Raw genomic sequence first — 25909 nt, 5'->3', positions numbered from 1 at the left:
GGAGTCTATTTAAGTGAAAACAACTATTTCTGCCATCCAATGGATGGCTTTTATGATTGCAGGGGCGATTGCCGCTCCAATCGCAATAGCCGATTTATACCATCTAAATCCGATTGAAACATCAGCTTTTGTTGAAAGAACCATTTTTGTATTAGGAATTGCCGGTTTATTGCAAGGGATTATCGGACATCGTTTACCAATTAGTGAAGGTCCAGCTGGATTATGGTGGGGAGTATTCACAATTTATGCTGGCTTCGTTGGAACCTTATATACTTCCAATATTGAAACATTGCGTGAATTGTCAGGTGGAATGATGCTTAGTGGTGTATTTTTCATCATTTTATCCGCCCTCGGTTTAATTCAAAAGTTAGCAAAATTATTCACACCAACAGTTACATTCATTTATTTGTTTTTGCTGATTCTCCAATTAAGCGGCTCATTTATGAAAGGGATGCTCGGCCTAACCGATGGAGTTCATGTAATTCAGCCAATTACTGCATTATTATGTTTTATTATCATTATTCTAACCTTTTACTTAGGACAAGTTCGTATTCAATGGGTTAAACAATTTTCGATTATGTTTGGTATGTTAATCGGATGGATTTTATTTATCATTTTTGGATTGTCTCCAGGTGTGCTAAAAAGCCAGCACTGGTTTTCATTTCCGGATATTTTATCATTCGGATTACCTAAATTAGATTCTGGCGTAATTGTTACTTCTTTTTTTATTACTATTTTACTCATAACGAATATGATTGCATCAATACGTGTGATGGAGGAAGTATTGAAAAAAGATCATAAACAAGTAAATCGATTTAAACAAGCCGGCATTATTTCAGGAATTAATCAACTTGCTGGCGGAGTTTTCTCTAGTATTGGTTCAGTACCCATTTCCGGATCCGCAGGCTTTGTGAGCCAGACAGGAATAAAAGGGATAAAGCCGTTCATTTTAGGAAGCTTGTTTGTTACGGTGATTTCTCTTCTCCCTCCATTGATGAACATTATGGCCGCTTTGCCAGCACCTGTAGGTTATTCAGTTACTTTCGTTATTTTTACAAAAATGGTTGGCATCGCCTTAACGGAAATTGAAAAGGCAGACGATCTTAAAATAACCTATATGTCGGCGGGAATTGGTTTTTTAATTGGTGTAGGGGTAATGTTTCTTCCAGCAGAGGCAACGAAAGGTTTACCGGTAGTTATTGCTTCCTTAATTAATAATGGTCTTATTCTAGGCACCATTGCAGCAGTTTTTACCGAACAATTTTTACTTTGGAAGAAACGAAATGGGAATATCTAATGATTAATTTGCAGTTCTTAACAGATTGAAGTACGATAAGTAATAGAAAAAGGTGAATTTTAGATAGGAGGTCCTTTAATGTCTATTGATAATCCTAGTCGTGAAGAAATCGGAAAAATCCTTAAAAAAGCGAAGCGAATCGCAGTTGTAGGTCTAAGTAATAATCCGGAGCGTACATCGTATATGGTTTCAGAAGCAATGCAAAAAGCCGGGTATGAAATTATCCCAGTGAATCCAACCGTAGACGAGGTTTTAGGGGTTAAAGCTGTCTCTACACTTAAGGAAATTACGGGTCACATCGATATTGTTGATATTTTTAGGCGATCTGAATACTTGCCTGAGCTTGCAAAAGAGTTTCTAGAGATTGATGCGGATGTATTTTGGGCACAGCTTGGTGTAGAAAATGAGGAAGCCTATCAATTATTAAAGGACAAAGGCAAAACGGTAATAATGGATCGTTGTATTAAAGTAGAGCATGCACTAACCAAATAGACTTTTCGTTAGCAGCAAGCGTGTAGTTTTAACGCTTGCTTTGTTTTTTATTACCTATTTTTAGTTTAGCCCAGACATTTTTAAAAGAAATTTGCTAAATATTAATTTATCGCTAAAATAGTTGTTAGACGTTTGTCCGGAAAATGCTATAATGATATACGAACAATTGTTTGCTTTGTAGAAAGTAATGAGGAAAGTAGATAGAGAGCAGTGTTGTTTGAAAGGGGAATATTTGTGGCAAAGAAACAAAACTTGATTGAATATAATGATGATGCAATACAAGTATTAGAGGGCCTCGAAGCCGTAAGAAAACGACCAGGTATGTATATTGGCTCAACTGATGCTCGCGGGCTGCATCATTTAGTTTATGAAATAGTAGATAATTCCGTTGATGAGGCTTTAGCAGGAAACGGAGATCATATTATTGTTAAAATACATAAAGATAACAGTATTAGTGTTGAAGATAAAGGACGTGGAATGCCTACCGGAATGCACAAACTAGGGAAGCCTACTACGGAAGTAATCTTCACTGTTTTACACGCAGGTGGAAAATTTGGACAGGGCGGATATAAAACAAGTGGCGGCTTGCACGGTGTGGGTGCATCTGTCGTTAATGCATTGTCTGAATGGCTTATTGTTACCATTAAACGGGATGGATATGTTTATCAACAAAAATTTATAGATGGCGGAAAACCTGAAACAACTTTAGAAAAAATCGGAAAATCAAACCAATCAGGTACACTTATTCATTTCAAACCTGATCCAACTATTTTTAGTACAACTACTTATAATTACGATACATTGTGTGAACGTTTACGTGAGTCTGCTTTTTTATTAAAAGGATTAAAAATTGAAATTATTGATGAACGTTATGATCAAAAAGATGTTTTTTTCTATGAAAATGGAATTGAAGCTTTTGTTGAATATTTAAATGAAGGTAAAGATATTCTTCATCCTGTCGTATTTATTGAAGGGGAAGCAAGTCAAATTGAGGTAGAATATGCTTTTCAATTTAATGATGGCTTCTCGGAAAGTATGCTTTCATTTGTTAACAATGTTCGTACAAAGGATGGAGGCACTCATGAAGTGGGCGCCAAAACGGCAATGACACGGGTGATCAATGAGTATGCCCGTAAAGTAAATTTATTGAAAGAACGGGATAAAAACTTGGAAGGGACCGACATTCGTGAGGGACTAGCGGCAGTTGTTTCGGTCCGGATTCCGGAAGAGTTACTGCAATTTGAAGGGCAAACGAAAGGAAAACTGGGAACAAGTGAAGCAAGATCCGCTGTGGATGCAGTCATTTCAGAACATCTTGCCTACTTTCTAGAAGAAAATCCTGAAGCAAGTAATTTGCTTATCAAAAAGTCAATTAAAGCGGCTCAAGCAAGGGAAGCGGCAAGAAAAGCCCGTGAAGAAGCTCGAAGTGGAAAAAAGCGCAAAAAGTCGGAAAGTCTTTTATCTGGAAAGTTAACCCCGGCACAGTCGCGAAATCCACAAAAAAATGAACTTTATCTTGTCGAAGGAGACTCTGCAGGCGGTTCAGCGAAACAGGGACGTGATCGCAAGTTTCAAGCAGTTCTCCCATTACGTGGTAAAGTAATCAACACGGAAAAGGCAAAACTCCAAGATATTTTTAAGAATGAAGAAATTAATACAATCATTCATACGATAGGTGCTGGTGTTGGACCAGACTTTAACTTAGAAGATGTCAACTATGATAAAGTGATCATCATGACAGATGCGGATACCGATGGAGCACATATACAAGTGCTACTGTTGACATTTTTCTATCGATATATGAAACCACTTATCGAAGCGGGGAAAGTTTATATTGCCTTACCGCCTTTGTATAAAGTAAGTAAAGGATCCGGAAAAAAGGAAATAATTGAATATGCATGGACGGACGATGAACTTCAAAGCGTTACGAAAAAAGTGGGTAAGGGATATATGCTTCAGCGTTACAAAGGATTAGGTGAAATGAATGCCGATCAATTATGGGAAACGACGATGAATCCTGAATCAAGAACATTGATACGGGTACGAATTGATGATGCTGCTCGTGCAGAACGACGTGTAACAACTTTAATGGGTGATAAAGTTGAACCTCGCAGGAAATGGATCGAAAACAATGTAGCCTTTGGTTTAGAAGAAGATCAAAGCATTTTAGAAAATGAAAATCTATCAGTTGAAGGAGGGGACCAAGACTGATGACTAATGTTGAAAAATTTCAAGATCTGCCCCTTGAAGAAGTATTAGGTGATCGTTTTGGACGGTATAGTAAATATATTATTCAAGATCGCGCGTTACCGGATGCCCGTGACGGTTTAAAGCCTGTGCAACGCCGCATTTTATATGCGATGCATGTTGAAGGAAACACAAATGAAAAAGGCTTCCGAAAATCGGCAAAAACGGTTGGTAATGTAATCGGTAATTATCATCCACATGGTGATTCTTCAGTATATGAAGCCATGGTTCGCATGAGTCAAGATTGGAAAGTAAGAAACGGTTTAATTGAAATGCATGGCAATAATGGAAGTATTGATGGGGACCCTCCTGCTGCTATGCGTTATACTGAAGCAAGATTATCGGCAATAGCTTCAGAGTTATTAAATGATATTGATAAGGATACAGTCGATTTTATACCAAACTTTGATGATACATCAAAGGAGCCGACTGTGTTACCGGCAAGATTTCCTAATCTTTTGGTTAATGGTTCAACTGGAATATCTGCAGGTTATGCAACCGATATTCCACCCCATCATTTAGGTGAAGTGATAGATGGTACGATTATGCGTATTGAAAAACCGGATTGTTCTATTGATGATTTAATGAAAGTCATTAAAGGACCTGATTTTCCAACTGGTGGAATTATTCAAGGGATTGATGGAATAAGAAAGGCTTATGAAACCGGTAAAGGAAAAATAGTAGTCCGTGGTAAGACAGAAATTGAATCCGTACGAGGCGGGCGCGAGCAAATCATTGTAACTGAAATTCCATATGAAGTAAACAAAGCGAATATGGTAAAGAAAATTGATGAATTACGATTAGATCGAAAAGTAGAAGGGATTTCCGAAGTACGTGATGAAACCGACCGTACTGGTCTTCGTATAGTCATTGAATTAAAAAAGGATGCCCATGCAGATGGAGTCCTGAATTATTTATTTAAAAATACAGATTTGCAAATAACATACAATTTCAACATGGTGGCAATTGCTAATCGCAGACCAAAACTTATGGGGTTGAAAGAGTTACTGGATGCTTATATTGGCCATCAAAAAGAAGTCGTAACCAATCGTACAAAATACGATTTACATAAGGCAAAAGAACGGCAGCATATTGTAGAAGGATTGATGAAAGCTTTATCAATATTAGATGAAGTCATTTCAACGATTCGCGCATCGAAAGATAAACGCAATGCCAAGGATAATTTGATTGAGCAATTCCAGTTTACTGAAGCCCAATCCGAAGCAATCGTATCTTTGCAACTATATCGTTTAACCAATACGGATATTACCGCATTACAAAAGGAATCAAAAGAGCTTAAGCAAAAAATAGAAGAACTTACATCCATTCTAGATAGCGAAAGAAATTTATTAAACGTCATCAAAAAGGAACTCAAAGAAATTAAAAAGAAATATGTAAATGATCGAAGGGCCCTTATTGAAGAAAAAATTGAGGAAATTAAAATTAACCTAGAGGTTATGATTCCTAATGAAGACGTTATGGTAACAGTAACGAAGGATGGATATGTTAAAAGAACGAGTATGAGATCATACTCGGCATCTAATGGACAAGATCTTGCAATAAAAGAGACAGATAGAGTATTATTTCAAGAAGAAATTAATACGACAAGTGTTGTTCTTCTATTTACTAACAAAGGTAATTACTTATATTGTCCTGTTCATGAACTTCCAGATATTCGTTGGAAAGATCTTGGACAACACATTACAAATATTATTCCAATTGAAAAAGACGAACGAATTGTTAAAGTAATTGAAATTAAAGACTTTAATACCACGAACTATTTATTATTTATTACAAGAAACGGAATGGCCAAAAAGACGGAATTAATTCAATATAATGCCCAAAGGTATTCTAAACCCCTTGTCGCTATTAATTTAAAGGGCGACGATGAAGTTGTTGATGTGCATCTAACCGATGGCTCTAAAGATGTATTTATTGGAACTTACTTAGGGTATGGTCTATGGTTTGACGAAGAAGAAGTAAATATTGTTGGTGCTCGTGCGGCAGGAGTAAAAGGGATAAACTTAAAAGATGGAGATTACGTCACTTCTGGGAAAATAATAGAAAACACCAAAGAAGAAGCCATTTTTATTGCAACCCAACGTGGTGCTGTAAAAAAAATGAAATTAAGTGAGTTTGAAAAAGCAACCCGGGCAAAACGTGGTGTTGTGATGCTTCGAGAATTGAAAAATAATCCGCATCGAATTATCGGTATAGAGGTTGTTAAAGAAAAAGATAGTATTTGGCTTCAAACAGAAAAAGAAGTAATCGAATCGATTTCAATTGAGACTTTGCGTTATAATGACCGATATACAAATGGTTCATTCGTAATTGATGAAAGTGAAAATGGTATAGTTAAAGAAATCTGGAAAGAAAAGACCAATACAACAGAAGAATAAAGTATAAAAAGCATTTGTTCATAATACTTGGACAAATGCTTTTTATTTTCCCAAATTGGTTATTTTTACATAACAAAAAAAGAATTGGTAACAATAATGAGCAAAAGAAATGAAGGAGGTTCGACTATGAAAAAAGAATACGTACTTGCTATATTTGCGTTTTTCTTTATGTCGCTTAGTACAGTTGCTATATCATACGCCGGAGAGTCAGCTAAAACTAATGAAAAGATAATACATGAATATAAAGTTGATGTCACTGGTGACAGAAAACCAGACAAAATTATCTTAAAAGGGATTCAAGTAGATGTCAGTAGTATGTACATGAAGAAAATTTGGACAGAAATAACTTCATCCAACAATAAAAAATTTCGAATTGAGTATGAGCCAGGATATAAGCCAAAAATTGAATTTGCAGATCTTAATCATGATAATGTATTAGATTTATTAGAGTCTAGTGGTACAGGCGGAAGTGGAGGGATATATAATTACCGTTTAACAACTTTAAAAGATAGTAAAATGATTGATATCCCAATGCCACCTCCATTAAATGTTCAGGGACACTTTGAAAATTATTACAAAGCACACCTCACAATTCCAAATATTAATTTTACGAAGAATTTCAATTTATCCGGTCGCAAAAAAGATTATATTCGTTTAGGATTATTTCAAGAAAATGGGATGTTAAACGAACCTACAGAATTAATGATTGACCCAGTTGCCATGTATAAAATTGTAAAAGTCAAAGAAAAAGAAGGATTTGGGTTAATATCTTATCGTCGGGTGAGTGGAGCTTACCATGCAGACGCGTTAGGAACCATTATATCTGTTTGGTACTTTGAAAATGGAAAATGGAAGCTAATACAAACAAAATGGAAAGATTGGTAACCTTTTATAGGCAAGTATCATACAATAGGGTATGCATAGATAAGATAAAGAGGGGATGCTTATCATGGATCAGTTAGACAAATTATCAAAAAATATCATTCCACCAGCAACAGATTTAAATCCCTTACAAGGTAGAAAATACACATTAACACATTCTGAAGCTACTGGTGGGTGGTTATTGTCAATCGGTACACAATTTCCATTTATGAAGTTATCAAGTGATCATTTTGACGTAATTCAAGCAGAATGGACCACAAAAATGGGGGAATATATCCTTTTAGGAAGAATAAATATCAATCCTGAAAGTTATAACGACAAACTAGATCAAGTTCGTTACATGATTTATCAAAAAGAATTGCCTCATCTCATCGCACAAATTATTGAAGCAGACAAGCGATTCATCCTTTATCATCCTTTACTATTGGATGCACCGATACACGTTGAAATTAAAACAAAATATCCCGAAATCTATCAAACACTATATATGGGTACAGCAAGAAAATATTTAAAGAAAGAATCGGTAAGTATTTAACACAGGTGAATTCCTGTGTTTTTTTTGATTTTTAATAAATGTAAATTATTTTGAAACTATAATGAATTTAATTCGTATATTCAATAGTAGATATAAAAAGTGGGGGATTAGAGGGGTATGCGTTATTATTCTAAAAAAGGGCCTATCATTACTATTATTACTTGGAGTTTATTAATGGGTTTATTTGGAACAATTGTCATTTTATTAATGAATGGAATCGATAATTCAGATTCACTTTTCGGATTAATCATTGTAAGTATTTCGCTCGTTTTTGTTATTTGGTTATGGATAAATACATACTATGAAATTAATAATGGTGACCTGAAAATTATCGCTGGACCATTTAAATACGCACTAATCAGCATAAATGAAATTAAAGCAATTGAAAGCACAAAAAACATTATCACAAGCCCGGCATTATCAATGGATCGAATAGAAATTCACTATAACAAATGGCACACAATTATCATATCGCCAAAAAATCAAATTAAATTTATTAACGAACTGCAGAAAATTAATCCTAAAATTGTTGATAAAACATATAATAAAAACTCCATAAATAAAAGTGTTATGTAAAGCAAAGCTGCATTTCGATTAATTATCTTATACATTGAAACTTAGGATACAATTAAATAAATAAATGAAAAAATTAATTCTGTCTCAATATAACAAGTATTCTTTTGAAATGAGACAGAATTAATTTCCGCTTAATAACTTCCTATAATATATATTATGTAAACTTAATAAAAAAAGGGTTCATAAAAAGCTCCACCACCCTCATACTTAACACAAAATACATGCATTGACAAATCGATCGTTACCTTTACTCATTTTATCGCATTAAAAAATGACCCCTGTTCAAACAGGAATCATTCAATAAGTTAGTTAATGATATTATAAGTTTAAATATATTTACGCGTGATTTTCAAAAAGGTCTCCGTATTTTGCTTTCCGTTTATATACAACTGATCCAACTTGTTCTTTACCTTTCACGGGTGCAACTGCTTTAATACCAACAACTGGCTTTCCGAGTTTATACAAATCCTTATCGAAAATTTTCCCTTGATCAGCTGGATTAATAATTCTTGTCATTACGAAGCACCTCCAAATAGGTAATTTATTGTTTTAATCAAATCATAGTTTGCAAGGAATTGGGAATCAATTTGTTCATCAGTTAGTGCTTCTGGTCCTGAAACGGTAACTGTTATTACTAATTCGTTACCAATAGGATAGCATATCAGATATGTTTTAAACAAGTGATCTTTTGTTAGAAGAACCAATTCTTCTCCTTTCAATAAGCTGTCAATCACTAGTATTCTGTCTGCAGCATTTTCTCCCTTATCATCATTTGCATTAAAAGGATAAAAATTTACATCTCCTGCTTTTCCGGCAACGTGCTTTAACCCATCTGTACCCTCTTTTTTCCAAACTCCCACTCCATCCATTTTAAATAATGAATGGATAGCGTAAACACTTCTAAGTGCATCAGATAGGTATTCATAAACCATTGATTTATCATTCTCTATGAGTTCTTTCGTTAATTTAAGGGTAAAAAGAGCAACTTCATCTCTTTCTCTTTGCCTTTTTTGTACTTCTTGTAAAATCATTTCTGGATCCTTAAAAAATTTCAGCTCATTTATTTTATTTATAATATGATGACATGATACACTAACAGCTGAATCATAATTTTTTGATAGTGCCTGATATGTTAGTGGATTAACACCAATTAAATCAGTAAGAAGATGATAATTTTGGGTATTTATATCTTCTCTTTTTTTTGGTACTGTATTCGGGATTAAATAAAAAACTCTTCCTCTTTTTAATCTTCCCCAAAAAAGTCCCATCTCAAATAGTGTATTGTCCCTTGTAATTAAATAGGTTGTTCCACGTATATTAATTATATCATCCGGAGAACAAATAAAAATAGCAAAGTCGTTTCGGTTTAACTGATTTTCCAAATCTTCCATTGTATAATTCCCAGGTGTAAAAACGCCTGCATACCAAGGATTAACGTCAGCATGATATTCAAGTGCCTTTTGAACAGCGTTTACATAATCCATCGCTTCTCTGGACGAGCCGATAAAAACACTTGGTTTATTTTCTTCCATAATTCCTCCTATGAAACTTTCAGTTTATCAATTAAAATTTTGAAATGTAATAATTTTCCCCATCTATCAATAATTATATCACACTTTAAGAATATACGTTCTGCTTGATTGTAAAAGAAAATATAAATTGAATAATTGACAAAAGTAGCCTTTTATTGATTAAATATTCCGTAAATTATTATTCCGTAATTAGGTCTTTTCGGTTATGCTAGATATATTCTAAATGAATGGTGTTGATGCTATGTTCGGCAAGTTTACGGGAAGAATTGTTGCTACTACTTTTTTTGTTTTTGCTGTTACATTATGGAACTCCATATTTTATGGTTATTACAACTACCATTTTAATATGTTATTAGATCTGTCTTATACGATTATCTTAGCTGCTATTGTTTGGTGGATCGCATCCTACTATGACCATTCAAAATTTCTTCTTAAAAATCTAACAATCAGTGAAGAAAAATATAAAAAGTTATTAGATGAAACCAATTATGTTTTTAATAATTTAAATCAAGTTGTTTATCAAACGGATAATTGTGGGAATTTCATTATGTTAAATCCCACATGGGAGAATCTTACGGGCTTTACTTTTGATGAAAGTATCGGAGTACAATTACAATCGTTTGTTTACCATGAAGACCAATTCATTGCAGACAATATTTACAATAATAATGGCACTTCGCATATGAGCATTAGAAAAGAAATACGTTTTCGGAAAAATAGCGGTGGCTTTGTGTGGGTAGAACTAAATATGAAATATAACTATGATGTGCATAATAATTTGTTATCTACCGTTGGAACACTTACTGATATTACTGAACGGAAATTCTCAGAACAGGAGTTACTTCAACTTAATGAAGATCTGACCATTCAATCGGAAAAATTAAGTGTTATAGCACAGCTATCTGCTGCCATCGCCCATGAAGTTAGAAACCCTTTGACGTCAATTTCAGGATTTTTGCAATTATTGAAGGAAAGAAAAGAACTGGATCTGGAATACATAAGAATAATTTTCTCTGAAATCGAAAGAATTGAACTCGTCCTGGGAGAGCTATTAATGCTATCCAAGCCACAGTCCGTTTCCTTTCAAACATTCGATATTTTGAAAACAATAGACTATGTTGTAGCTTTGCTTATCTCCAAAGCGAATATGGATAATGTTGAAATAAATAATCATAAATCGGCTGAACCGTTATGGATATATGGAGATGAAAACCAGTTAAAACAAGTTTTAATAAATATTCTGAAGAATGCGATGGAATCCATTGGGTATAATGGAAAAATTGAAATCGTGCAATGTCAATCTAATAATTTTGTTTCTCTTTACATTAAAGATACCGGTTGTGGCATATCAGAGGAACTACTCACTAAAATTGGACAACCCTTTTATACTACAAAAGAAAAAGGAACCGGTCTTGGTTTAACTACATGTTTTAAAATAATTGAAAACCATAAAGGTAAAATCCATATTTCAAGTCAACTGGGGATTGGGACCACCTTCGAGATCATACTTCCCATTAATGAAATGATAATGAGCAATGTAAACCACGCATAGTAAAAAGGCCCTTTTCTTAAACAACCATCTATCAGATGAAGAAAATTTAAGAAAAGTTGCCTATAATTTATCCTAAGTTGCAAATTAACTAAGCCATTATTTTGAAGACCATTTTAAATTTCCCGCTTTATAAAGCGTCATTTTTGCATTATTATACTGATCCGTATAAAAATTAAACTTTTTTTCCAGTTCTTTTAATTGATTAGTATCTTTGTTTAATTTCTTAATTTGTTTATTATAATTTTTAATATGGATGTTTTTTTGTTGCAAATAATTATACAACTTTTGGTCAGTTTTTATATTTTCATTTGACAAGTAGTATATCTTCTTGAATATTTCATAACGTTTTTTAATTGATTTCGCCATTTTCTCCGATTTGTTACGAAGTGTTTGATCATCAATTTTTTCCATAATCGTCTTAATTTTTTTTACTTCTTTATATGAATTTTCGATAATACTATTTTCATTTTGTATAAGTTTTTGTCGCTTTTGTAATGATTCACGTGCTTTCTCAAGTATTGGGTCAATTTTTCTACTCGTAACTTTTAAATCAAGTATCGATGTATAGAGATCATTTTCTTGTTTTTGCAAGTTATTCAGATCTTTTTGATATTTATTTAAATTTGATTCTTCCTTTGCGGCTTTTTCTAAGTGAAGATAAATCGTTGCAATCTCTTTATTTACTGATTCACAACCTGTCAGAATTGATATACATGCTATAACAATCGCTACGATAAGAACAGATGTTTTTGTTGCACACTTTTTCACCTTTATCCCCCTTTCTGGTAATCTATGATTTTATGAGCCAAAAGGATGACAACGGTCATTACATTTAAAACTATATGCGTCCATACTTTCTTCAAGATTTTTAGTAACAAAATGATTTTTATTTAACCAATTTAATAATATTGGTAAATATTTAATTGTCGGACCGCGATCATGCATTAATATAACAGGGTGCTTTCCGACACTTTCCATAAGTTTAATTTCATTTATAACACGATAAACAAATGCCTTACTGTTTGATTTCCAATCATCGCTATCAATATCCCAATCCCATAGCTGAAATCCGTATGATTCAATTTCCTTTCGATAGGAATCCAACATATAAGGAACACTGCCATATGGGGTTCGAATGAGTGTCGATTTCACACCAGTAATTTTCTCAAGTACCTTTTGGTCCTCTTGCATTTCATGCAATGGACTTTTCTTTGAATGATAAAATTGATGAGCGTCGTGTGTAACACCATGGAGACCTACGGCATATCCCGTTTTTACCATCCGTTTAACAACTTCCGGATGTGCTTTTATTTGAGGAGCTAACATGAAAAATGTAGCCTTTGCACGATAATGGTCTAAAACATCAAGTAACTGGTTTGCATCGGATGAGGGTCCGTCATCAAAAGTTAAATAAACAATCTTTTGATTTTCCTCCTGTTGAATCAGTTCCTTTTCTTTCTGAATAATAGAATCTGCATAGGTTGAACCTTTCATCGTTTGTTTTAGTTCAGGGGAATTTTTCAACATAGGTATTTCATTAGGAGGGCCATGTTTTTGAACTGCCACTATTACATCATCTTCAGTTCCTCTAAAAGAAAATCCGACAATAAATAATAAGATAATCACCAGTGCGCCTATCTCAAAAATTATTCTTTTTTTTCTCTGTTTTCGCCTGTTAGTCATTTAATCACCTTCGTGTTTTTCTACTTCAACTAGTATAATAGGTATATCCTAAAAAAGGGTGACAAAAAAATTACAAACTTCAACATTTATTTCCATGTTTCAACATCACCTCAATGGGTTATGTCACATTTACTTTAAATGGACACCGGATTATAATATAAATATTATCAATAAATTCCTATTAGTTTTTATATTCTAATAATAATCTATTGCAAAATTTATTATTTTAGGGGGATATAAATGGAATATGATGTAATTGTCATAGGTGCTGGTTTATCTGGTTTAGTAGCAACTGCGGAACTCGGAGACGCAAATAAACGCGTTTTACTACTTGACCAAGAACCAGAAGCATCATTGGGCGGCCAAGCGTGGTGGTCATTTGGTGGATTATTTCTTGTGGATTCACCGGAACAACGTAGAATGGGAATTAAGGATTCACGGGATCTAGCTTGGCAAGACTGGTTAGGTACAGCGGGATTTGATAGACTTGAAGATGAGGATTATTGGGGAAAAAAATGGGCCGAGGCCTATGTTGACTTTGCAGCCGGTGAAAAAAGAGAATGGTTATATGCACAAGGTGTACGTTTCTTCCCTGTCGTTGGTTGGGCGGAACGCGGGGGTTATCTGGCGGAGGGACATGGTAACTCAGTTCCTCGATTTCATATTGTATGGGGTACGGGACCAGGAATTGTAAAACCGTTTGAAACAAGAGTTCGAAATGCAATTAAAAGAGGTCTTGTTGATTTTCGACCTAGACATAGAGTTGATTCATTAATAACCCAAAATGGCTCAGTCATTGGAGTACACGGATCCAAATTAGTGCCTAGCACAGATGCTCGTGGTCAATCAAGTTCACGGGAAGTAATTGGTGACTTCGAATTTTATTCCCAAGCAGTCATTGTGACAAGCGGTGGAATTGGTGGGAATCATGAGTTGATTAGGGAAAATTGGCCCAAAAGATTGGGTACTCCTCCAAATAATATGATTTCCGGTGTACCAAAGCATGTGGATGGTCGCATGTTGGCCATAACCGAAAAAGCTGGCGGCCGAATCGTAAATAGGGATCGTATGTGGCATTATACAGAAGGAATTAAAAATTGGGATCCGATCTGGCCCATGCATGGTATTCGTATCCTTCCAGGTCCTTCCTCACTTTGGCTTGATGCGAAAGGTCAACGTTTCCCAGCTCCAAATTTCCCGGGATTTGATACATTAGGAACACTAGAGGCAATTCAAGCATCGGGATATGATTATTCTTGGTTTATTTTAACGCAAAAAATAATAGAAAAAGAATTTGCACTTTCTGGATCAGAACAGAATCCGGATTTAACAGGTAAAAGTATAAGACAAGTATTGTCTCGAGTAAAACCGGGGGCCACTCCTCCTGTTCAAGCTTTCATGGATAAAGGAGAAGATTTTGTCATTGCTCATAATTTACAAACGTTAGTAGAAGGAATGAATAAACTTACGGGCACTGGGTTACTCAAGTTTGAGGATATAGAGCGTCAAATCATTGCTAGGGATCGAGAAATGGAAAATACGTTTACAAAAGACTTACAAATTACTGCTTTACGTGGTGCTCGTAAGTATCTTGGTGATAAACTTATTCGTGTGGCAAAACCACATAAAATTCTCGATCCGAAAAACGGTCCATTAATTGCTGTTCGACTAAATATCTTAAGTCGAAAAACGCTTGGAGGATTACAAACCGATTTATCAGGTCGTGTATTAAATTCATCGGGTAATCCAGTTAATGGACTTTATGCTGCCGGGGAAGTGTCTGGGTTTGGGGGTGGCGGAATACATGGCTATCGTTCTCTTGAAGGAACGTTTGTTGGTGGTTGCCTTTTCACCGCTCTCCAATCAAGCAAAGCCCTCATTCAAGAGTTGAAATAAAAAACGATTCCTCGATTGTTGATATATATTCTGTCTATCTATTCCCTGTTTTCTATTTTCTACAAGTAGGATATTCGTGTACAATGATTAGGAAAGGATGTGGATCAGGTGACAAATAACACATTGTTTCTTCCTCCAAAGGGAGACTATTCTCAATTTCTAGATGAAAACCACTATGAAGAAAAAGTTCGAGAATGGGGTTTATCCACCACAAAAGAAGTAAAAAAACAATTCTGGTTTAAAGACGATACGCAAAAAAGCGCTGTTAAAATAATTGGATATGAAATATATGGACAATCAGAGGAATATAATACAGTTATTATTGAATTTGAAGATGGGAAATTATGCTGCATCCACCCTGCCTATTTAAAGGAGATGCAATCACCGAGTTTCGGAAAAGTTTATGTCTCAACTAGTAACAGCGAACCATCTCCTAAACAAAAACTTGAAACGAAAACTACTCAGAGTAAAGAGAAAAACGCTGAAGAAGTACATAATGAAACAACTAAGGAGGAAGAAAAACAACAGAAACCGGGAAAGATCCAATTACCAGAAGAAAAAGTGCACTTTACAGCGGTGGTTAAGCAATTTGCATTAAGTTGGAATAATTTTAATGAAGAAAATGATGAGGTTATCATTCTAGAAAATGTCGTTATTCATGAAGAGACTCCGCTTGAAATTGGTCTTAGCTGGTGTTCTCACTCAAAAACATTAAAGAAATTAGAACTACTTCCAAAAGATACACTAGAATTCAATGGGAAAATAGTGAAAAAGAAATTACCTAAAGGAAAAGATGTTGAAGAAAAATTCATCATCGATACTCCAGTTTATTATAAAATTAACAATCCCTCAAAAATCAAAAAATGCTAGAGGTAAATTTTTAAAACCTCTAGCTTTTTCATTTGGAAAAATATTTTACTTATCATTTCTTTTAATTCTACATAATAAAATAAACAAAAACAGATAAAACTTTACTGCAAAAATTCTCTTCATTATAAGGTTATATATCGAGGAGGGAATTATTCGATTGCTAATGTTCAATAAACAAAAAAGTAAATTACTTTCTAAATCCCTTATAAAAATCAAAAAAGAATTAACAAGGAATGTCAACATTAAGCTATTACCAAAGGAAGAATTTATCATTAGGCGTATTAAAGAACAAACATACTCGCTAAACAAAAACAATATTACAAGAACGAACGCTTATCTTGATTTTTATCAAAGGCATCCAGAAATTCATTGGGCATTTTTAGGACATATGGTATCAAGAAATGGTGGATGGAATATGACTGACTTAAAAGGGAGCATTTTATCAAAACTACTGTCAAAAAAAGAAGCTACTTCCTTTTTTACATTTTTGGAAAGAGGAAATTGGTTAATCTTTCAAGATGCATACCCACAATTTCTAGTGTATGAAGAAAGTAAAATGAAAGGGCAAAACCTCTTTCATCTCCTCCCCCATTTACATGTATCCAAATTTATGGTTGCTGTATGGAATCAGTTTTGGCAGGATAAAGATCCATACAAATTGGCCATAGCTTTAATTGTAAATGAGCAAAATTATTTAGAAAAAAGAGTGATTAATAATCCGTTATTTAAAAAAGACGTTTTCGGAACAATTGAGTTTAAATTACAGGATATCCTTTCAATGAACCAAATCCTCTTCCCTTATGTAAAAAATAAACAACTTTGTTTATCCGGACAAACATTGAACCATTTTTTAAATTTACATGAGCGTATTCTTTTAGGTAAACGCTTATATAATATTCTATTTATTAATCGTAATCTTTTAGCTCTTACTGAAAATTGGGCCAGTAGCCATCCGCATAGTGCATCACGCAAAGACTATTGGCCGCAGATATTTAACGATGTTAACGAGGATACGCCTGGTCGATTTGTAAAAACAAGGTTAAAATCGTGTCAATTACTTCCTAATTCCCCACGATTCTATAGTCCGAAATTAGAATACGCTTGGAAAAATCAGGAGCATCAAGATGCTGAACTCGGCGACTGGTACTCAAATTGGCAAGTAATCTATTATCTTATTGATTCAAAAGAACATGTAGACGGAGAGATTAAACATGAGTATTGTAAAACACTCGAAAGACTTGAACTGGCAGCAATCACGAAAAAGGCTCTTTCATTTATGGATTAGAACAAACATTCCCACCCTGTTACTTGCATCATTATTAGGCACATATCTGGACTTATTCTTTATAGGTAAAACGCTTTATACCTTCCCAAAAAGACCATTGCCACATATATTTTCATTCAATATTCTTTTTACTTGTGTAGGATTGCCGCTATTAACAAGTTTCTTTCTTCTTCTTTGTAATATATTGAGTTTAAGCAAAAAAGTCATATTAATATTTATGCTAAGTATGTTGATGACAGTTGGTGAAAGATTTTCAGAATCAATCGGTTATTTTGCACATAGTGATTCGTGGAATCACCTTTATTCATTTATTGGTTATACATTTTATCTTGTGTTCATCTATTGTTTTTATCAATGGTCAAATGATCGTGATCTCCCCCGAGCTTAGATTAGGGCATTTTAGTTGCCGAAAAATTTTGTTTTTTCTCCATCTATTTCTAACGTCCAAGTAGACTTCTTAGGAAATGTAAGCTTTCCATTAAAGAAATAAATGAGATCATTTGAACTTGCGTCACGATAATTCATTTCTTCTCTCTCAAAGATTTGTTGATCAACTACTTTACCTTTATCATCAAATAGCTTTACAGTTATTTCTTTTTTATTTTTCCAGGAACTCTCAATACTAATCCGCTCTTGCTTTCCAATGATCAATTCTTTCGGAGAATCATTTAAAATATAATGTTTAGTTTTCGGAAATGGCGGTAAAACATCAAGTGTAAACTCATCGTATAATTTATCATCAACATAAAATGAGAGTTGCCACTTTCCCTCCACTGGAAATGGGGAAAACTGCGTTAATGTATGTGCATCTTCATTATTTAAACCTGAAGAAAGATCTCCTTCAGACAGTAATAATTTTTGGCCAAATTGATTAACTGCTTCAACACGATATTTTTTTGATACCAGTGCATTTGGGTTTCCCCAGAAATAGAGCATTAGCTTTGCAACCCTTCTCTCGTCTTTTGCAACAAAATGATTAAATACATTTAAAATCCCTACCTTGTTTTCAATCCCTAACACTTCTTGTTTCGTATCAGGAAGTGTAAACATTTTTCCTTTTTGACCATTTAACTGGGTTAAAGTCTTTTGAGGATGTGGTTGATTACTTATCAGTAGCTGGGTAAAAATTAATAAAAAAAGGATAGACAAGCATGTTGCAAATGAAATGATTGGTAACTTATATTGCCTTCTCTTCATTGGCAGTTGTTTTGTCTGTAGCGAAAGTAATATTTTCTGCTTTTGCTCAGTATTTAAAGAATATTTAGGAAGATTTTTTAGACTTTCCTTTATATCTTTGATTTCCTCCATAAGTATATCCCTCCTTCTTTAAAATTTCTCTTAATTTTTTTAATGAACGATGGTACAGAACATTCACTTTATTTGGACTACATTTTACTATGTCACTCGCTTCTTTTGCTGATAGTTCCATTATTCCACGAAGGATGACTACTTCTCTATATTGTGTAGGTAGCTTATAAATTGCCTTATATAATTGATTATTTTCTTGCTTTTTGATTATTTCCATTTCAACGGTATCTAACGTGTTTTGTTCAGTTGATAATATATTTTTGATTTTCCGCCATAATATTCTTCTTCGAAACTTATCGATAACAATATTTCTTGCAATTGAGATTAACCATGTTTTTGGATGCGAATTCTCTCGGAAGTTTGATAAATTTCTCATTGCTATTAAAAAAGTATCCTGTACTAAATCCTCGACATCCGCGGAACCTGTATAATAAATTAAATAACTTGTGATATCTTGTTCATATTTCTGAAATAACTCTTCAATTGAATATCCCCCCAAACGTCTCCCCTCCTTTATTCATTAGACGAATAGAACGAAAAAATATTACAGAAAAAAACTTCTTGTTTGAATACAATGATTTCCAACATTTTATAGCTATTCCTTAACTAAGTTTGGAAAAAATACAAATTAATCAATCAAAATAAAGGTGGAGTTACTAAAAATGATAAAACTTCTACTGTCTATATTCCTCGTCCTAACGATATATCCTTTTTACACATACACATATGCTAGTAACATACAGACTAATGGGTTTCCAATCAATTTTCAGATAGAATCGCAGCATTGGAAAGAAGTAAATAAAATCATCCCTAAAATGTCAAAGTTCACTGTAATTGATGTGGAATCCGGGAAGAGTTTTGACGTGCAAAGAAGGGCTGGAAAGCATCATGCGGATGTGCAGCCGCTAACGAGGAAAGATACAAAAATTATGAAAGATATTTATCACGGTCACTGGAGCTGGCGTCGTAGAGCAATATTAATATTAGCAAAGGATCGTTTAATCACTGCTTCCATGCACGGGATGCCCCATGGAGCTGGTGCTCTTCAAAATGGTTTTCCTGGTCACTTTTGCATTCATTTCATTGGAAGTACGACACACAAAACGGAGAGATCAGATTTATCACATCAATTAATGATACTTAAAGCTGCGGGGAAAATTGACGAATATTTAGTCAATGCGACGCCAAATCAAGTCACAGATGCACTAATGGTCTTTATTAAGAATGGAGATAAAGGGCTAATCAAAAAAGTAGCAATCAGCAAACAAAAAAATATTGAAAAACAGATAAATAAACTGGATAAGATTGATACCATTCGGTGGAATAGACAAGCGACAAATAAAACAGACGCACAGATAATTTCTTATACAGTTCCTGTTGATCTCCAAATGTTTATAAAAGAAAAAGGAGCGTTAAAAACTCGAGTATCTTTTCAATTAATGAGAACTTCACCGCTTACTCCATGGAAAGTTACTATTGATTCACTACTTTCTGAAATTGAAAAAAAATAAAAAAAGCAGACAAAACCTGCTTTTTTTATCTATACTATACGATTCTTCTCTTTAAACTTTAAAGTGATTCAAGATTTTCTTTACAAAATACATGTATCAATTGTAATTCTTCTTCCTCTAGTTCAAAGTCTAAATACGTGTGTGTGATTTTCTCAAAAATTTGATATTGCGCAATACGTTGTTCATTACCATCTACCACATATATAACCTTAACAAATAATCCTTTTTCAGAAAAAAGTTCATCATCTTCAGGTACTTCGATATCAATTATGTATTCATAACGGTCTCCGACTAATATTCCTGTTGGGTCTTCAAGCTTTTCTAGTGTAAATCCTGTAATGTTCATTTATGAATGCCGTCCCTTCAAAACCTATAAATTAGTATACTTTGATTATTATACACATCAAGTAGTATGTATAAAATAATTTTTTTATAAACAATGCATCTTCTCTTCTGCTTCATCCCACGGAACTATAAACCCTTGACCTTTTGAGCAAAATATCGATGAAGAACTGTATTCTTTATCTGCATTTTTATTGTATGCGATCTGTTCAATCACTTCTTTTTCATTATGGCATTGATGATAGCCGCCAAACTGAAGCGATAACGAACCCTTTCCATGGGTAAAAGAGGCGAAAACCGTACTATAGCCGATAAAGGTGGCTACAGGAACACTCCCAGTAATAATGGCTTTATTACTGTTTATTTCAGGCGGATTAAATATGCCATACGATGCTTGTATGTCAGAGAGGACCCTTCCCATATCATCTAGATCTACTTTAATTTTAAACTCATAGAAAGGTTCTAACAATATTATTTCAGCCTTCTCAAGTCCTTGCCTTAACGCTCTAAGTGTCGCTTCCTTAAAATCTCCACCACTCGTATGTTTATTGTGTGCCCTTCCAGTTAATAAAGTGATTTTCATATCTGTAAGAGGAGATCCCGTTAAAATACCTCGATGCTCTTTCTCAAGTAAATAATGTTTCACTAAATTTTGATATCCAACGATGAGATCATCTGTGTGACATACACTTTGAAAACTGATTCCCCTTGATCGTTGTGATGGCTCTAATTTTATATGTACCTCTGCGTAATGCTTTAATGGTTCAAAATGACCATACCCAATGACTGTTGTATTAATCGTTTCCTTGTATAATATATTCGGCTTATCAAATGTAACTGCTAGCTGAAACCGATCCATAATAATTTGCTGAAGAATTTCCAGCTGAATGCTTCCCATCACATGAATATGGATTTCTTGTAGGCTTTCATCCCAAGTTAATTTTAAACTGGGGTCTTCCATATCTAATAACTGTAAGCAAGATAAAACATCTTTTATATGATAAGAAGCATCAAAAATGACCTTTGACTTTAGTGTCGGTACCATTGTATTACCTATGTTCTCTTCCTCTAAACAACCTAGACGCGAACCGACAGAAACAGCTGATAATCCGGTAACTGCAACTAATTCACCTGCACTTATTTGATCAATAATTTCATATTTCTTCCCATTGTATCTTCTCATTTGGGTCACTTTCTCTGAAACTTGATTTTCACCAACAGCATAATGAATGACATCACGTACATTCAATGTCCCGCTTAATACTTTTATATAAGCAAGTTTTGTTCCCTTTTCATCGTGTCTTATTTTATACACTTTCCCGGAGAATGAACAATTTGAATCAAAATGGGCAAAAGTTAATTCATCGATTGTTTTAATAAAAGTAGAAATTCCTATGTCTTGGAGAGCTGAGCCACTTAATATTGGAAAAATTGCATTTGATTTAATCATTTCTTTCATCGATAATAGCCATATCCCTGAATTGTAATCGTCGTTCAAAAATTTTTCCAACAATATGTCGTTTTTTTCGGCTAACCATTCAATTACGTTTTGATTTAGTATCACTTTTTTTAAAGATTGATCGATGTAAAACACATTTGAGGATAACTCTGTCTGAATCTCACCAATCACGCGATTTAATTCTGCACCAACACGGTCCGTTTTATTTATAAAGAAAAAGGTTGGGACATTATACTGCCTAAGTAATTGCCACACCGTTTCTGTATGTCCCTCTACACCTTCGACTGCACTAATAATAACGATTGCGTAATCCATTATCTGAATGGATCGTTCCATTTCAGAAGAAAAATCAACATGTCCCGGTGTATCGATTAGATGGTACATCGTATCGTTATAAACAAAGTGGGCTTGTTCGGAAAATACAGTTATTCCTCTTGCCTTTTCTATATGATGGTTATCCATAAATGCATCTTGATGGTCGACTCTTCCTCGGTGACGGATACTTTTCGTATGAAATAAGAGCTGTTCAGCAAACGTCGTTTTTCCTGCATCAACATGAGCTACTATTCCAATTGTTATTTGTTTCACTTTGCCACCTCATATTTTTCAATTGAATGGAGAATTTAATTATAAACTAAGAAGCATGTACTGTTAACATTTTTGCAATTTTGTAAATGTATATTTTATCAGATCTATTAATGAAATAAGATTTAAAGCATATATGTATTGAAAATACGTAAATATATATATATTCAAACATACTAAACAGCTAAAGTATTCGTAATATATATGAGGGCAGAACTAAGACTAAATATTATGAACTAATTAGTGAACTATTTCCAGAGGTGAAAAAATGAGAATATCGGAATTAGATGAAAATCACTTAACCAACGAAATAATGACTCGCTTGATCTATTCCAATATTTCTGATGATAAGAAAAATGGAGAATGTATATTCGTACCAGGCAGTAAATCAGCTGTTCAATATCGGTTACCTAAGGCCATTCAGTTATATCAAAAAGGAAGGGCAAAGAAAATATTATTTTCAGGTGGTGCGATTTGGAATAACTCTGGATTATGTGAAGCTTTACTTTTAAAATCAAAAGCGATTGAGTTAGGGATTCCAGATAATGATATATTAGTTGAAACAATGTCCATGCACACGAAAGAAAATGTTCTTGCCTCTTTACTTGTCCTAGATAGGGAATTTCAATTACACAAGATTCAACGATTGCTTATTGTTACAACGTTTCCGCACATGCGAAGAATATACCTTAATTTGAAAACATATATGCCGGATTGGATTGATTTTTCACTTTGTCCTGTTGAAAATCAAACTTCCATGGAAGCTAGTTGGTTTAATCATCCCTATATGCGGAAACGCGTTGAATTGGAATCAAAAAAAATTATTCGTTATGTGAAACAAGGCGCAATTATAGATGCTGATATATAATATCAATTTGGATTACGCTCATTTCCTCTCTTAAAATTTCCAGTTATTTTTGCCGAAATTTTAACTCCTAACAAAGTCCATATGGCCATCGAATGAGACCTTAGTTCCTGTATTCATCCAAATCCCAAATCTGGGTACACCATTCTGAATAAAATTGCGGTTCATGTGAAACAATTAAAACGGTTCCTTCATATTTTCTTAATGCTTCGGATAGTGCAGACTTTGCTTGAACATCTAAATGATTAGTCGGTTCGTCAAGAATTAGCCAATTACTTTTTTCCAGCATTAATTGAGCCAATCTTACCTTTGTTTGCTCCCCACCACTTAAAGAATGCAATGATTGAAACATATGGTCGTTTCTTATGCCTGCACGAGCAAGCGCTAGACGAATTTCTTTTTGTGTCATCTCTTCATTCATTGACCAAATAAACTCTAGTGGCGTCATATTAGAAGAAGTATTCCATTCCTGTGAAAAGTAAGCAGGTTTAACATTCTGTCCGAAGCTGATGTTCCCATCTATCGGTGCAAGTTCACCGATTATTGTCTTTAACATTGTAGACTTGCCAATTCCATTATGCCCCTTTATTGCTACTTTTTCTCCCCTTTTTATTTTGACCGTTAAAGGGGAAAGCAAAGGTTTTGTATAACCAACCATCAATTTTTTAGTTTCAACAATGACACTAGTTGGTCGTTCAGATAATGTAAATTTATATCTAGGCGTTGGTAGTTCTAGCGGTTTATCCATTCGCTCCATTTTCATTAATCTTTTTTCGCGTGATTTAGCTTGTTTAGTTGTAGATGCACGTGCCTTGTTCTTTTGGATATATGTTTCAAGCTTTCGAATCTCCTCTTGTTGTTTTTCATAAGCATCATGCAATTGATGTTTCCGTTGTTCATAAGCATCTAAAAACTGCTGATAGTTACCTACATATCTTGTTAACTGTTTATGTTCCAAATGATAAATCACGTTTACGATCTCATTTAGAAAATCAGTATCATGGGATATCAAAATGAAAGAATTCTTGTAATTTAATAAATAATCCTTTAACCACTGAATATGCGCATAATCCAAATAGTTCGTTGGTTCATCCAATAATAAAATATCTGGTTCACTCAATAAAAGCTTGGCAAGCAATAATTTTGTCCTCTGACCACCGCTTAGGTTTGATACATCCGTGTTCATACCTAATAGATGAATACCAAGACCGAATGAAATTTCTTCTATTTTTTTATCAATTGAATAAAAATCATAAAACTCCAACTGCTCCTGTATGTGTGAATATCTATTCAATTGAGATTTTAATTGTTCGGAATGACTTGAAGCCATTTCAAAGGTTAGTTGAAGCATTTCATTTTCTAACTCAAATAAATTCTTAAATGCACTTCGTAAATAATCATGTATACTTAAACCTTCTATTAAATTGATATGCTGCTCTAAATAACCTATCCGAATATTAGGCAGTTTCTCAATTTTCCCATGATCAGGCAGTAGTGTGCCTGATAAAATCTTCAACAATGTTGTTTTTCCCGCTCCGTTTGGTCCGACTAAGCCGACCCTTTCATTCGTTAATAAACGAAAATCAATTTCTTTAAACACTAATTGATCACTATAATAATGGGTTACTTTTTCTACGTTTAAAATACTCATATATGTTCCCTCCACAAGTTCTTTTTAAATAGAACCAATCGTAAAACTTGGAGGTTTTCGAAGATCAAGACGATTTTCAATTATTCGTCTACTTTTATTCAATTGTATATAAAAAAAGGCAGGGAAATCACCCTACCTTCCTCGTTCCATTAGAATGAAGCATTCTAAATCACGAACGTTTTTAAGAATAAAGGTCAGATTATCCGTTGTTTTACGATTGGTTTAGCAAAAATAGGCAGACTTATCCCGTTCTATGCTCAAACCATTTGAAAAACAACAGACATACTCATAAGACCTTTACCACTCCTTTTTATTAACGTATTCATTTTCATTTTAACAAAGTTTGAATTTTCGGTAAAGAGGTATGTTAATCACCGATAATTTTCCACTTTAGTATGGCCAATAATTCCCTTGCATATAATTTCATTTTTACAACCTTCGGCGTATCTGCAGCAAGTGGGTATGCCTTTATCCCTTGTGCAGTCGCCAACTGGATTGCACGGTACAAATGAAAATCACTACTAACTATGACGGCTTCATCAATTGAATAAAGTTTTTTAGCGAATTTAATATTCTCATATGTGCTAACGGATGTATCTTCCATTAAAATACGATCCTTAGATATTCCATTGTCCATCATGTAGCGACGAAGCGCTTCTGCCTCTGTAATTTTCTCATCTGGACCTTGGCCACCGGTAACTATTACCTTTGATTTTTTGTTTTCCCTTAAATATTCTAGTCCCACTTTTGCCCGTTCGGACAACGCTTTGGACATTTTTTCTCCATTTACCTTTGCACCAAGAATAATTATATATGGAATATCATTGGGTGGCTCTTCTTTTGCTGTTTTCTTTATTTGAATAAAAGTATAACTTGCCCAAGCAACCGCAATTAAGAGAAGAACGGAAATGGCAGCAATGATTATTTTTATTTTCATGTGAA

At 34.0% G+C, this 25909-nt stretch carries 24 protein-coding genes; 14 read left to right on the top strand and 10 right to left on the bottom strand.

What is annotated here, in order from left to right:
- Nucleotides 1-13 precede the first annotated feature (13 nt).
- From I5776_RS10335 to I5776_RS10305, 7 genes are all read left to right on the top strand, one after another.
- Nucleotides 14-1297 (top strand): purine/pyrimidine permease, encoded by a 1284-nt coding sequence (locus I5776_RS10335; RefSeq protein WP_202780519.1) that lies wholly within the window; start codon nt 14-16, stop codon nt 1295-1297.
- Between the two features lie 78 nt (nt 1298-1375).
- Nucleotides 1376-1789, top strand: a complete 414-nt coding sequence (locus I5776_RS10330; RefSeq protein ID WP_202780518.1) for a CoA-binding protein — start codon at nt 1376-1378, stop codon at nt 1787-1789.
- Nucleotides 1790-2023: 234 nt separating this feature from the next.
- Nucleotides 2024-4000: a DNA topoisomerase IV subunit B gene (gene parE / locus I5776_RS10325; protein WP_202780517.1), complete on the top strand. Its 1977-nt coding sequence runs from the start codon at nt 2024-2026 to the stop codon at nt 3998-4000.
- Nucleotides 4000-6435: a DNA topoisomerase IV subunit A gene (parC, locus tag I5776_RS10320; RefSeq protein ID WP_202780516.1), complete on the top strand. Its 2436-nt coding sequence runs from the start codon at nt 4000-4002 to the stop codon at nt 6433-6435. The genes parE and parC overlap by 1 nt, the downstream gene beginning before the upstream one ends.
- A gap of 126 nt (nt 6436-6561) precedes the next feature.
- On the top strand, nt 6562-7320 hold the full coding sequence (locus I5776_RS10315; RefSeq protein ID WP_202780515.1) for a hypothetical protein: 759 nt from the start codon (nt 6562-6564) through the stop codon (nt 7318-7320).
- A 64-nt stretch (nt 7321-7384) separates the two neighbouring features.
- On the top strand, nt 7385-7852 hold the full coding sequence (locus I5776_RS10310) for a staygreen family protein (protein ID WP_202780514.1): 468 nt from the start codon (nt 7385-7387) through the stop codon (nt 7850-7852).
- 117 nt (nt 7853-7969) lie between these two features.
- Complete coding sequence (locus I5776_RS10305) at nt 7970-8428, top strand: PH domain-containing protein (RefSeq protein ID WP_202780513.1); 459 nt, start codon at nt 7970-7972, stop codon at nt 8426-8428.
- Between the two features lie 336 nt (nt 8429-8764).
- On the opposite strand, the gene I5776_RS10300 is transcribed toward I5776_RS10305, so the two are convergent.
- Both I5776_RS10300 and I5776_RS10295 read right to left on the bottom strand, forming a co-directional pair.
- The gene (locus tag I5776_RS10300; RefSeq protein ID WP_202780512.1) at nt 8765-8944 is read right to left on the bottom strand and encodes a hypothetical protein; all 180 of its coding nucleotides are present in this window, start codon (nt 8942-8944) and stop codon (nt 8765-8767) included.
- A complete protein-coding gene (locus I5776_RS10295) occupies nt 8944-9960 on the bottom strand; it encodes a TIR domain-containing protein (RefSeq protein WP_202780511.1) in 1017 nt (338 codons plus the stop codon). The genes I5776_RS10300 and I5776_RS10295 overlap by 1 nt, the downstream gene beginning before the upstream one ends.
- A 223-nt stretch (nt 9961-10183) precedes the next feature.
- Here I5776_RS10295 and I5776_RS10290 point away from each other — a divergent pair, with 223 nt between their 5' ends.
- Nucleotides 10184-11512, top strand: a complete 1329-nt coding sequence (locus I5776_RS10290; protein WP_202780510.1) for an ATP-binding protein — start codon at nt 10184-10186, stop codon at nt 11510-11512.
- Nucleotides 11513-11608: 96 nt separating this feature from the next.
- On the opposite strand, the gene I5776_RS10285 is transcribed toward I5776_RS10290, so the two are convergent.
- Both I5776_RS10285 and I5776_RS10280 read right to left on the bottom strand, forming a co-directional pair.
- Nucleotides 11609-12280, bottom strand: coding sequence for a YkyA family protein (locus I5776_RS10285; RefSeq protein ID WP_202780509.1), 672 nt, complete (start codon nt 12278-12280; stop codon nt 11609-11611).
- Between the two features lie 30 nt (nt 12281-12310).
- Nucleotides 12311-13138 (bottom strand): polysaccharide deacetylase family protein, encoded by an 828-nt coding sequence (locus I5776_RS10280; RefSeq protein WP_202780508.1) that lies wholly within the window; start codon nt 13136-13138, stop codon nt 12311-12313.
- 297 nt (nt 13139-13435) lie between these two features.
- On the opposite strand from I5776_RS10280, the gene I5776_RS10275 reads away from it, so the two are divergent.
- The 4 genes from I5776_RS10275 (at nt 13436) to I5776_RS21615 (ending at nt 17634) form a co-directional block, all read left to right on the top strand.
- Nucleotides 13436-15091, top strand: a complete 1656-nt coding sequence (locus I5776_RS10275; protein ID WP_202780507.1) for an FAD-binding dehydrogenase — start codon at nt 13436-13438, stop codon at nt 15089-15091.
- Between the two features lie 108 nt (nt 15092-15199).
- Nucleotides 15200-15961 (top strand): hypothetical protein, encoded by a 762-nt coding sequence (locus tag I5776_RS10270; protein ID WP_246483972.1) that lies wholly within the window; start codon nt 15200-15202, stop codon nt 15959-15961.
- A 163-nt stretch (nt 15962-16124) separates the two neighbouring features.
- On the top strand, nt 16125-17246 hold the full coding sequence (locus tag I5776_RS10265) for a DUF2515 domain-containing protein (protein ID WP_202780762.1): 1122 nt from the start codon (nt 16125-16127) through the stop codon (nt 17244-17246).
- Nucleotides 17173-17634, top strand: coding sequence for a CBO0543 family protein (locus tag I5776_RS21615; RefSeq protein WP_281397304.1), 462 nt, complete (start codon nt 17173-17175; stop codon nt 17632-17634). The genes I5776_RS10265 and I5776_RS21615 overlap by 74 nt, the downstream gene beginning before the upstream one ends.
- An 11-nt stretch (nt 17635-17645) precedes the next feature.
- Here I5776_RS21615 and I5776_RS10255 read toward each other — a convergent pair whose 3' ends face one another.
- Together I5776_RS10255 and I5776_RS10250 are read right to left on the bottom strand one after the other, a co-directional pair.
- Nucleotides 17646-18554, bottom strand: a complete 909-nt coding sequence (locus I5776_RS10255) for a hypothetical protein (protein WP_202780505.1) — start codon at nt 18552-18554, stop codon at nt 17646-17648.
- Complete coding sequence (locus I5776_RS10250; RefSeq protein ID WP_202780504.1) at nt 18508-19053, bottom strand: RNA polymerase sigma factor; 546 nt, start codon at nt 19051-19053, stop codon at nt 18508-18510. Before I5776_RS10250 ends, I5776_RS10255 begins: the two co-directional genes overlap by 47 nt.
- Before the next feature lie 163 nt (nt 19054-19216).
- Here I5776_RS10250 and I5776_RS10245 point away from each other — a divergent pair, with 163 nt between their 5' ends.
- Nucleotides 19217-20065, top strand: a complete 849-nt coding sequence (locus I5776_RS10245) for a hypothetical protein (RefSeq protein WP_202780503.1) — start codon at nt 19217-19219, stop codon at nt 20063-20065.
- Nucleotides 20066-20123: 58 nt separating this feature from the next.
- Here I5776_RS10245 and I5776_RS10240 read toward each other — a convergent pair whose 3' ends face one another.
- Both I5776_RS10240 and I5776_RS10235 read right to left on the bottom strand, forming a co-directional pair.
- Entirely contained in the window at nt 20124-20411 is a 288-nt protein-coding gene (locus tag I5776_RS10240) for a DUF6509 family protein (protein WP_202780502.1), read from the bottom strand.
- An 84-nt stretch (nt 20412-20495) separates the two neighbouring features.
- Nucleotides 20496-22454, bottom strand: a complete 1959-nt coding sequence (locus I5776_RS10235; RefSeq protein WP_202780501.1) for a GTP-binding protein — start codon at nt 22452-22454, stop codon at nt 20496-20498.
- 265 nt (nt 22455-22719) lie between these two features.
- Here I5776_RS10235 and I5776_RS10230 point away from each other — a divergent pair, with 265 nt between their 5' ends.
- A complete protein-coding gene (locus I5776_RS10230) occupies nt 22720-23319 on the top strand; it encodes a YdcF family protein (protein ID WP_202780500.1) in 600 nt (199 codons plus the stop codon).
- A gap of 100 nt (nt 23320-23419) precedes the next feature.
- On the opposite strand, the gene I5776_RS10225 is transcribed toward I5776_RS10230, so the two are convergent.
- Nucleotides 23420-24967 (bottom strand): ABC-F family ATP-binding cassette domain-containing protein, encoded by a 1548-nt coding sequence (locus I5776_RS10225; protein WP_202780499.1) that lies wholly within the window; start codon nt 24965-24967, stop codon nt 23420-23422.
- A gap of 367 nt (nt 24968-25334) precedes the next feature.
- Nucleotides 25335-25904 carry a YdcF family protein gene (locus I5776_RS10220; RefSeq protein ID WP_202780498.1) on the bottom strand — a complete coding sequence of 190 codons (570 nt, stop codon included), beginning with the start codon at nt 25902-25904 and terminating at the stop codon, nt 25335-25337.
- Between the last annotated feature and the right edge of the window lie 5 nt (nt 25905-25909).

Origin of the sequence: Heyndrickxia vini (assembly GCF_016772275.1) — a bacterium.
Classification (GTDB): domain Bacteria; phylum Bacillota; class Bacilli; order Bacillales; family Bacillaceae_C; genus Heyndrickxia; species Heyndrickxia vini.
This window is presented reverse-complemented; position numbering and strand designations above follow the sequence as displayed.

Excerpts from the sequence above, each read along its gene's own strand:
- I5776_RS10330 (WP_202780518.1), top strand. The coding sequence starts at position 1,376 with ATGTCTATTGATAATCCTAGTCGTGAAGAAATCGGAAAAATCCTTAAA.
- parC (WP_202780516.1), top strand. The coding sequence starts at position 4,000 with ATGACTAATGTTGAAAAATTTCAAGATCTGCCCCTTGAAGAAGTATTA.
- I5776_RS10315 (WP_202780515.1), top strand. The coding sequence starts at position 6,562 with ATGAAAAAAGAATACGTACTTGCTATATTTGCGTTTTTCTTTATGTCG.
- I5776_RS10310 (WP_202780514.1), top strand. The coding sequence starts at position 7,385 with ATGGATCAGTTAGACAAATTATCAAAAAATATCATTCCACCAGCAACA.
- I5776_RS10305 (WP_202780513.1), top strand. The coding sequence starts at position 7,970 with ATGCGTTATTATTCTAAAAAAGGGCCTATCATTACTATTATTACTTGG.
- I5776_RS10300 (WP_202780512.1), bottom strand. The coding sequence starts at position 8,944 with ATGACAAGAATTATTAATCCAGCTGATCAAGGGAAAATTTTCGATAAG.
- I5776_RS10295 (WP_202780511.1), bottom strand. The coding sequence starts at position 9,960 with ATGGAAGAAAATAAACCAAGTGTTTTTATCGGCTCGTCCAGAGAAGCG.
- I5776_RS10290 (WP_202780510.1), top strand. The coding sequence starts at position 10,184 with ATGAATGGTGTTGATGCTATGTTCGGCAAGTTTACGGGAAGAATTGTT.
- I5776_RS10275 (WP_202780507.1), top strand. The coding sequence starts at position 13,436 with ATGGAATATGATGTAATTGTCATAGGTGCTGGTTTATCTGGTTTAGTA.
- I5776_RS10265 (WP_202780762.1), top strand. The coding sequence starts at position 16,125 with ATGTTCAATAAACAAAAAAGTAAATTACTTTCTAAATCCCTTATAAAA.
- I5776_RS21615 (WP_281397304.1), top strand. The coding sequence starts at position 17,173 with ATGAGTATTGTAAAACACTCGAAAGACTTGAACTGGCAGCAATCACGA.
- I5776_RS10255 (WP_202780505.1), bottom strand. The coding sequence starts at position 18,554 with ATGGAGGAAATCAAAGATATAAAGGAAAGTCTAAAAAATCTTCCTAAA.
- I5776_RS10245 (WP_202780503.1), top strand. The coding sequence starts at position 19,217 with ATGATAAAACTTCTACTGTCTATATTCCTCGTCCTAACGATATATCCT.
- I5776_RS10240 (WP_202780502.1), bottom strand. The coding sequence starts at position 20,411 with ATGAACATTACAGGATTTACACTAGAAAAGCTTGAAGACCCAACAGGA.
- I5776_RS10230 (WP_202780500.1), top strand. The coding sequence starts at position 22,720 with ATGAGAATATCGGAATTAGATGAAAATCACTTAACCAACGAAATAATG.
- I5776_RS10225 (WP_202780499.1), bottom strand. The coding sequence starts at position 24,967 with ATGAGTATTTTAAACGTAGAAAAAGTAACCCATTATTATAGTGATCAA.
- I5776_RS10220 (WP_202780498.1), bottom strand. The coding sequence starts at position 25,904 with ATGAAAATAAAAATAATCATTGCTGCCATTTCCGTTCTTCTCTTAATT.